This is a genomic window from Henriciella sp., assembly GCF_049649345.1.
In the GTDB taxonomy this organism is placed as follows: Bacteria; Pseudomonadota; Alphaproteobacteria; order Caulobacterales; family Hyphomonadaceae; genus Henriciella.
In genome coordinates this window covers 1-6,962 of the sequence record NZ_JBARZC010000624.1, presented here as the reverse complement: position 1 = coordinate 6,962, position 6,962 = coordinate 1, and the positions used below count along the sequence as shown (strand labels likewise).

At 60.8% G+C, this 6,962-nt stretch carries 8 protein-coding genes; 4 read left to right on the top strand and 4 right to left on the bottom strand.

Annotated elements, in window-relative coordinates; translation table 11 throughout:
- The coding region (locus WA989_RS17325) for an amino acid--tRNA ligase-related protein (RefSeq protein ID WP_424341729.1) at positions 1 to 1,048 on the top strand (1,048 nt) is incomplete at its 5' end.
- Positions 1,049 to 1,103: 55 nt separating this feature from the next.
- Here the strand turns inward: WA989_RS17325 and WA989_RS17320 are convergent.
- From WA989_RS17320 to WA989_RS17310, 3 genes are all read right to left on the bottom strand, one after another.
- Positions 1,104 to 1,865 carry a pentapeptide repeat-containing protein gene (locus WA989_RS17320; protein WP_424341728.1) on the bottom strand — a complete coding sequence of 254 codons (762 nt, stop codon included), beginning with the start codon at positions 1,863 to 1,865 and terminating at the stop codon, positions 1,104 to 1,106.
- A gap of 99 nt (positions 1,866 to 1,964) precedes the next feature.
- Positions 1,965 to 2,453, bottom strand: a complete 489-nt coding sequence (locus WA989_RS17315) for a pentapeptide repeat-containing protein (protein ID WP_424341727.1) — start codon at positions 2,451 to 2,453, stop codon at positions 1,965 to 1,967.
- Positions 2,454 to 2,562: 109 nt separating this feature from the next.
- The gene (locus WA989_RS17310) at positions 2,563 to 4,845 is read right to left on the bottom strand and encodes a hypothetical protein (RefSeq protein WP_424341726.1); all 2,283 of its coding nucleotides are present in this window, start codon (positions 4,843 to 4,845) and stop codon (positions 2,563 to 2,565) included.
- A gap of 165 nt (positions 4,846 to 5,010) precedes the next feature.
- Here WA989_RS17310 and WA989_RS17305 point away from each other — a divergent pair, with 165 nt between their 5' ends.
- From WA989_RS17305 to WA989_RS17295, 3 genes are read left to right on the top strand one after another with little or no spacing between them, the layout of a single operon-like run.
- Entirely contained in the window at positions 5,011 to 5,400 is a 390-nt protein-coding gene (locus WA989_RS17305; RefSeq protein WP_424341725.1) for an NADH:ubiquinone oxidoreductase subunit NDUFA12, read from the top strand.
- Complete coding sequence (locus WA989_RS17300) at positions 5,393 to 6,091, top strand: MlaD family protein (RefSeq protein ID WP_424341724.1); 699 nt, start codon at positions 5,393 to 5,395, stop codon at positions 6,089 to 6,091. Before WA989_RS17305 ends, WA989_RS17300 begins: the two co-directional genes overlap by 8 nt.
- On the top strand, positions 6,092 to 6,583 hold the full coding sequence (locus WA989_RS17295) for a DUF2155 domain-containing protein (protein WP_424341723.1): 492 nt from the start codon (positions 6,092 to 6,094) through the stop codon (positions 6,581 to 6,583).
- Here WA989_RS17295 and WA989_RS17290 read toward each other — a convergent pair.
- Positions 6,508 to 6,962 (bottom strand): leucyl/phenylalanyl-tRNA--protein transferase (locus WA989_RS17290; RefSeq protein WP_424341722.1); only part of this gene is annotated, 455 nt, incomplete at its 5' end. The genes WA989_RS17295 and WA989_RS17290 overlap by 76 nt on opposite strands.

Below are 6,962 nucleotides of genomic sequence, written 5' to 3'. Positions count from 1 at the left end.
GTTCGAGACGATGGAGCCTGTGTTCCGCGGCATCTTCGAGGAGTTTGGTGAGGGCAAGCCTGTCACGCAGGAGTTCCGCCGCATTCCATATGATGAGGCGATGCGCAAATACGGATCCGACAAGCCGGACCTGCGCATTCCGATTGAGATGGAAGCGGTCACCGCGCATTTTGCTGGCTCAGGCTTCAAGGTCTTCGCCGGCATGATCGAACGCGACCCGAAGGTCGAGGTTTGGGCGATCCCGGCCAAGACGGGCGGCAGCCGCGCTTTCTGTGACCGGATGAACTCCTGGGCGCAGGGCGAAGGCCAGCCGGGCCTTGGCTATATCTTCTGGCGCGAAGAAGAGGGCGCCGTCGCTGGCGCAGGCCCAATCGCCAAGAATATCGGCCCGGAGCGCACAGAAGCGATCCGCACGCAGCTTGGGCTTGAAGCGGGCGATGCCTGTTTCTTCGCCGCAGGCGATCCAAAAGCCTTCGCAACCTTTGCAGGCGCCGCCCGTGCCCGTGTCGGCGAGGAACTTGACCTGATCGACCGCGACCGGTTCGAACTTGCCTGGATCGTCGATTTTCCCTTCTATGAGTGGGATGAGGACGAAAAGCGCATCGACTTCTCGCACAACCCTTTCTCCATGCCGCAGGGCGGCCTAGAGGCCTTCAACAGTGAGGACCCGCTCGACCTCAAGGCCTGGCAATATGACCTCGTCTGCAATGGCTATGAGATCGTCTCAGGCGGCATCCGCAACCATGTGCCAGAACTCATGGTCAAGGCGTTCGAAAAGGTCGGCATGTCCAAGGAGGACGTCGAGACGGAGTTTGGCGGCCTCTACAGGGCGTTCCAGTATGGCGCGCCGCCGCATGGTGGCATGGCGGCTGGTATCGACCGTATCGTGATGATCCTGTGCGGGGCGAAGAACCTTCGCGACATCGCGCTCTTCCCGATGAACCAGCAAGCCGTCGACCTGCTCATGGGCGCGCCGGCGCCGGCTGAAGACGCGCAGCTGAAAGAGCTGAATCTGAGGCTCGCGCCGCAGGTCAAGAAGGACACCTAGATACAAAAGGGCGCCGCCTGCGGGGCGCCCTCTCAAATCCGTGGTCTGATCCGGCCTAGTCGAAGTCGAGTATGATCGTGCCATCGAGGGGAGGGCACGGATCAAGCGCGATGGTTTCAGGCAGGATGGTGCCACTCGCCAGGCAACTATTGGCGAAATTCACGGTCTCAAGGCCGGTCGCGCCGGTAAAATCCACTTCATTGAGGCGCATGTCTGTAAATTGCGCGCCGGTCAGATTGGCGCCCTCGAAACTGGCGCCGGTCAGCACGGCATTGTGGAAAATCGCATTTTCGAGCCTCGCGCCGATAAACAGCGCGTTGGCTGCATTGGCACCGGAAAAATCGGCGCGCTTGGCGTCGGCGTTCGAGAAATCCGTACGGCGCACTGTCGCCCCGCTCAGAACGGCGCCGCGCATCTTGGTCTCTGTCATCACCGCCCGCGACAGGTCGGCATTCATCAGGCTTGCCTTGTCAAAACGCGAGGTTTCGAGATGGGCGTCGTTGAATTTCGCCTGGTCCAGGACGGCCTGCCTGAAATCGGTATTAAGGGCGACCGCACCTGTGAATGTAACACCGACAGCCCGGGTCCCGCGCAACAGGGCATCTGAAATATCCGCATCCGGATAGTTGGCGTTGGAAATGTCCCAGCCTGACATATTGCGCCCGCGCAGATCACACCCCTGGCAGGAGCCACCATAAGACGGCGACCAGGCGACATAATGCGAATTTTCCTGAGCACCGGGCGCTTGCTGCGGCACCATTACCCCAAGAGAAATTGCTGCGACTGCGAGTTTCAGGCCCGTTTTAAACATGGCCATATCGTATTGTCCCTCCACCACTCAAATAACTTAATTCCACGATAACTATGAGAAGGACGCGAAAGTGTTGCGCGCGAGCCTCACCCTCCAAAGAGGGCGTTAGCCGCAGGCTGACACGTTCAGGCCTTTCGGAAGCATCGTCGAATTGTCCCCACACGCCCGATCCAGCTGAGGCTGGTTTAGTCCCCGGACGATGGACAAATTTGCGCCAGAAATGTTCGCCCCTGTCAAGTTGGCGCCCCCCAGATTGGAGGACCCAAGATAGGCGCCGACCAGGTTTGCGCGGGTAAGATCGGCGTTCGAAAAGTCTGAATTATTGAACCGTGCACCGAACATATTTGCGATGGACAGGTTGGTCCCGCTGAAATTCCACCCGCCAAATGTCGAGAGCTGGAGATCTGCCTGGCGCAGGCGAGCCTTTGATACATCTACATTTTCTGCATCAAGATAGGCGAGGTTTGCCTGAAAGAGATTACAGCCGGGGCAGGACTGGCCAGCCTGGACTTGTCTGATCTCGCCAGCATCCTGCGCAAAGGCCGACGCGGAAAAGACGATTGCGGCAGCGGATATAACAATTTGTTTCAGCATGGCACACCTGATGCGGTAGGAGGGGGCTTTGCCATATCCTCCGCAAGGCGCTTGCCAGAGGCGCTCGCAGCCTATGCGGGCGCCCCCCGGTCAGGGCACACGCCAGGAATTAGTTGAAGATGCTCTCGGGGCTGGTTTCCTCCCCGCATGTCTCGCAGTGCAGGGTTTCTTCTTCTGGGAGAGTCATGAGTGTAAAACTCGCGCAATTGGGGCAGGCCTGGGAGAGGTAATCGGGCTCGTAATCCTCAAATTTGGGGGTTTCGCCCTGCATGCCGGCTTCCGTGCGCTCGGCTCTCTTCTTGTCGAGGATGACGATATTGTCCGGCAATTGCCCCCGCGAGAAGCCGCGCGAGATGAGCTGGGCCGCTTCGTCGGGAAGGGGCTGCGGAGCCTCGCGAGTGCCATCCTTGAGGCCGCGGCCGAGCCCGTCATGGCTGACATCGGCGCCAATTTCGGCAAGGTCTTCGCGGGCGAGATAGGAGATGGCAAGCTCACGGAAGATATAGTCCAGAATGGACGTCGCCTTGCTGATCCGGTCATTGCCCGTGACCTCGCCGGCCGGTTCGAACCGCGTGAAAACGAAGGCATCAACATACTCATCCAGCGGCACACCATATTGCAGGCCGAGTGAGACAGCGATGGCGAAATTATTCATCAGCGAACGGAAAGCGGCGCCTTCCTTGTGCATGTCGATAAAGATCTCGCCCAGCGAGCCGTCATCGAATTCGCCGGTATGCAGGTAGACCTTGTGGCCGCCGACAGCCGCTTTCTGGATATAGCCCTTGCGCCGGTCCGGCAGGCGTGTCCGCTGGACACCCATTGAGGGCGAAGACGGCGCGGGGAATGCGGCCTCGCTCATGGCTTCTCGCTCATATTCGCTCGCCAGATCTTCTGCGAGGCCGAGAATGGCGCTCATCCGCTCGTCTGTGGCGGTGTCGGCCTCTTCGGTCGGGCGGAGGGTGAGCGAAATGCCGAGATCGGCGGCAGCCAACACATCGCTGTCAGACCAGCCGCTTGCCTCAACGCAGATGCCCGCCGACACGTGCTTGCGGGCAAGCCGCACCACATCGAGCGTGAAGGCAACAGGGGCGCTGATCCCTGCTTGATACTGCTCGAAAACGCCCGCCACGGCCTTTTCCGTCGCGCCGGCCGAGGCCGCCTCTGCCGCTTCGATCGCAGATGTTGAGAACCCGATGGCTCGCAGCAAGGCAACGCCGTCCGTATCATAGGCTTCGGGCGCGAGTTTGAGGTCGCGCGACAGGACGTCATCGCCGAGCACCCAACGCGAGAAGGCTGCGCGGAAGGGAAGGCCCTCAGAGATCGCATTGCGAAGGCGCGCTATGCCTTCGTCGGAAAAGCCGCGTATTCGGAGCGTTTCGGTATTGATCTCCGGAAGATTGTCGAGATTGCATCCCTCATCGATTGCCGTCTGGATCGCCTCGGCGGCGTCCTCGCCGAGGCCTTGCGCTGCGAGCGTCGCCGATGGGGACAGACAGGTGATGCCATCTTCATCCGTCAGGGTGAGCGAGACCCGGCCCGAGAGACCGTCGCTTGCCGGGACAAAGCCAAGATCGGCGCTCACAGGCAGGGGCGCGATGACAAGCTGCAGGCCCTCGACAGGGGCGATTGCGGTATCCGGTTTCAGGCCAAGCCGCGAGGAATCCGCTTTGGTAAGCGCGCTTGCGCCGGTCAGCGCCCCGACACTGGCGATCACCGCACCGGTACGCTTGACCAGATCAGCTTCGCCCTGAGGCTCCAGCGCGAGGGCGGCAGCGGCAAGGCCATGCAGGACAAGCCCCATTTGCTGAGGCGAACCGGCGGCCTTGCAGGCGGCCCCCAGAGTATCGCTCAGCAGGCTGAGTTCCAGCCCCGCATCGGAAATGAAGGTCGAGACATCGACCGCCACGGCAGGTGCACTCGCCTCCAGTGAGATTGCGCCGCCGATCCACAGGGTGACGCCAGTTTCCTGCGCGCGGGCGAGAAGGGCGGGCGCTTCGGTGGCTGCCTCGGCTGATATGCCAATAGGCGCGGTCACCGTCTCGCGCATGGCCTGCGCGCGCAGGTCCCGCTCCAGCCCCGGAAATCCGGCTTCATGGTTCAGCCCTGCCTCGACCAGCGATTGCGGCAAGCCCGACAGGATCGCTTCGGCCAGGTCTGCATTCTTCGGCGAAGGCCCGAGCTGCTCAACCAGCTCAGCAAGGCCCAGCGTGGTCCGGCGCAGGAGGTCGGCGGACTGCATCTGCTCGGCGGCCAAGGCTATTCTGGTTTCGGCGCCGGGCTCAGAGGAACAGTCTGGCAGCGCGACAAGGTCTGCGAGCCTGCAGATCGGGCTGATACGGCCATCTGCTAGGGCCGCCTGAAGCACGCCTGTTCTTTCACTTGTCTTGCTCATCACCGTCTCCTGCAAATCGACTTCTGGCCATACCGGCCGAAGGCGCGAAGGGGTGTTCTGCGGCCTTGACGGTACGGTTCAGATATTGTGTGGCCATGCATAACTGGATTCGCGTTAGGGCTTGCCCCATATTCCAGTTCTGATTTGCAGATTCGAGGTTTCGGAATGTTCAAGCTCTTCACCTGGTGGAACGGTGTCACGCCCGGCGGCTGGTTCGATATCAAGCGCCGCAGCGAACATGTCGGGACCGACGATTACGGCAACAAGTATTATGAGGACCGTAAAAAGTCTGTGGAAGGCCGGTGCCGGCGCTATGTCATCTATGACGGTCTGGCCGAGCCCTCCAAAGTGCCCGCCGAATGGCATGGCTGGCTTCACCACACGCTGGATGAGCCGCCGACAGAAAAACCGCTCACCCGGCGCGCCTGGGAAACCGATCACAAGCCGAACATGACCGGGACGCTCTTCGCATACCGCCCGAAAGGCGCGATCAGCGAAGGCGGCGACCGGCGCAAGGCCGATGCAGACTATGAGGCCTGGACCCCAGATGCGTGAATCCATTCTTGAAACCCTTATCGGCGCGGCCGTCCTCGTCGTCGCCGGCGTCTTCCTCTGGTTCGCCATGGCACGGGGCGGCGAAGCTGCATCCGCGCCGTCCGGCAGCGTTGAGCTTGGCGCGCGCTTTAATAGTGTGAGCGGCGTGAGCGCCGGGACAGACGTTCGCATGGCCGGCGTAAAAGTCGGAACGGTCCGGAAGATCGACCTCGATGTCGAGCGGGCTGAAGCGCTCGTCACCATGGCGATCTCGAAAGACCTCGTCCCGCTCGAGGATGGCACCTCTGCGCGCGTTCAGGCCGAAGGCCTGCTTGGCGGCAATTATATCAATCTCGAGCCGGCCTCTGGCTTCGGGACGATCGAACCTTGCGGGGAAGGCGAGAAGCTGTTTGGCGAATCCGGGTGTGGAGAAATTCTCTATACTCAGGGCAGCGTCGACCTGCTCACCCTGTTTGCCTCTTTTGCCAGCGGTTCAGCAGGCTCCGATGATTCCTCTTCTGATGCTTCCTCGCCCGCTCCATCGCCTTCTTCCTCGTCGGCGACAGATATCGCTGAAGACACAGAAGAGCCTGTCGACACGCCCGTCGAAGAAGAGCCTGCGGAAAGCGCAGCAGACGACACAGAATCTCCCGATTCATCGACTTCAATCGATGACACTGACGAAGATGTGGTTTCTCCGGGAGACGAATAAGTGCGTTTGATATCCTTACTGACGGCCTCGGCACTTGGCCTTGGCACGCTGGGCCTTCCGGCTGCAGCGGCCACCTATACCGAGGAGCAGACAGCAACGCTGCGCGCGCTCGACAAGATTACGGGCCGCTCGACCGATTTCGAGATCAATGTCGGCGAGCCCGTCATCTATGGCTCGCTCAAGATCGGCCTTGAAGCCTGCTTCCAGACCCCGCCTGAGGAGCCGCCTGAATCGGCCGCTTTCCTGCAGATCGAGACCGCGAATGCCGTGCGGATGCAGTCTATGACGGTGCCGCGGCTGGCCAGTGACGTCGAAGGCGATGAGCGCTCCGAGAGAAGCGATGATGAGACGCAGACGCTGTTTTCAGGTTGGATGTTCGCCTCGACACCCGGCCTCAATGCGCTGGAACACCCTGTCTATGATGTCTGGGTGATCAGATGCACCGAGCGCTCGCCTGTCAGTTTATCCTCGCCGGAAGAGCCGGCTGAATAAAAGTCGGCCTCATGGGTGAGCGCTGCGTTCAGCCGCTTCAGGAACTCATCTTTTGAAATCTCTTCGAGCCCGAACTGTTCAAGGTGCGGATTGTGGAACTGTGCGTCCAGTAAGTCGAAACCGCCGACAATCAGTCTCGCCACCAGATGCACCAGGGCGATCTTCGACGCATCGGTGCGCCGTGAGAACATGCTCTCGCCAAAGAAGGCCGCGCCGAGCTTGACCCCGTAAAGCCCGCCAACAAGGGCGCCGTCCTCGCTCCAGCATTCGATTGAATGGGCATGGCCTTCGCGGTGCAAGGCGCCATAAATGTTTTGAATCTGTGTGTTGATCCACGTCGTTGGCCGGTCGGGCTGGGCTTCGGCGCAGGCCTCTATGA

What these genes read in the sequence shown, in the direction of transcription:
- WA989_RS17320 (WP_424341728.1), bottom strand. Translation starts at nt 1,865, where the DNA reads ATGGCCATGTTTAAAACGGGCCTGAAACTCGCAGTCGCAGCAATTTCT.
- WA989_RS17315 (WP_424341727.1), bottom strand. Translation starts at nt 2,453, where the DNA reads ATGCTGAAACAAATTGTTATATCCGCTGCCGCAATCGTCTTTTCCGCG.
- WA989_RS17310 (WP_424341726.1), bottom strand. Translation starts at nt 4,845, where the DNA reads ATGAGCAAGACAAGTGAAAGAACAGGCGTGCTTCAGGCGGCCCTAGCA.
- WA989_RS17305 (WP_424341725.1), top strand. Translation starts at nt 5,011, where the DNA reads ATGTTCAAGCTCTTCACCTGGTGGAACGGTGTCACGCCCGGCGGCTGG.
- WA989_RS17300 (WP_424341724.1), top strand. Translation starts at nt 5,393, where the DNA reads ATGCGTGAATCCATTCTTGAAACCCTTATCGGCGCGGCCGTCCTCGTC.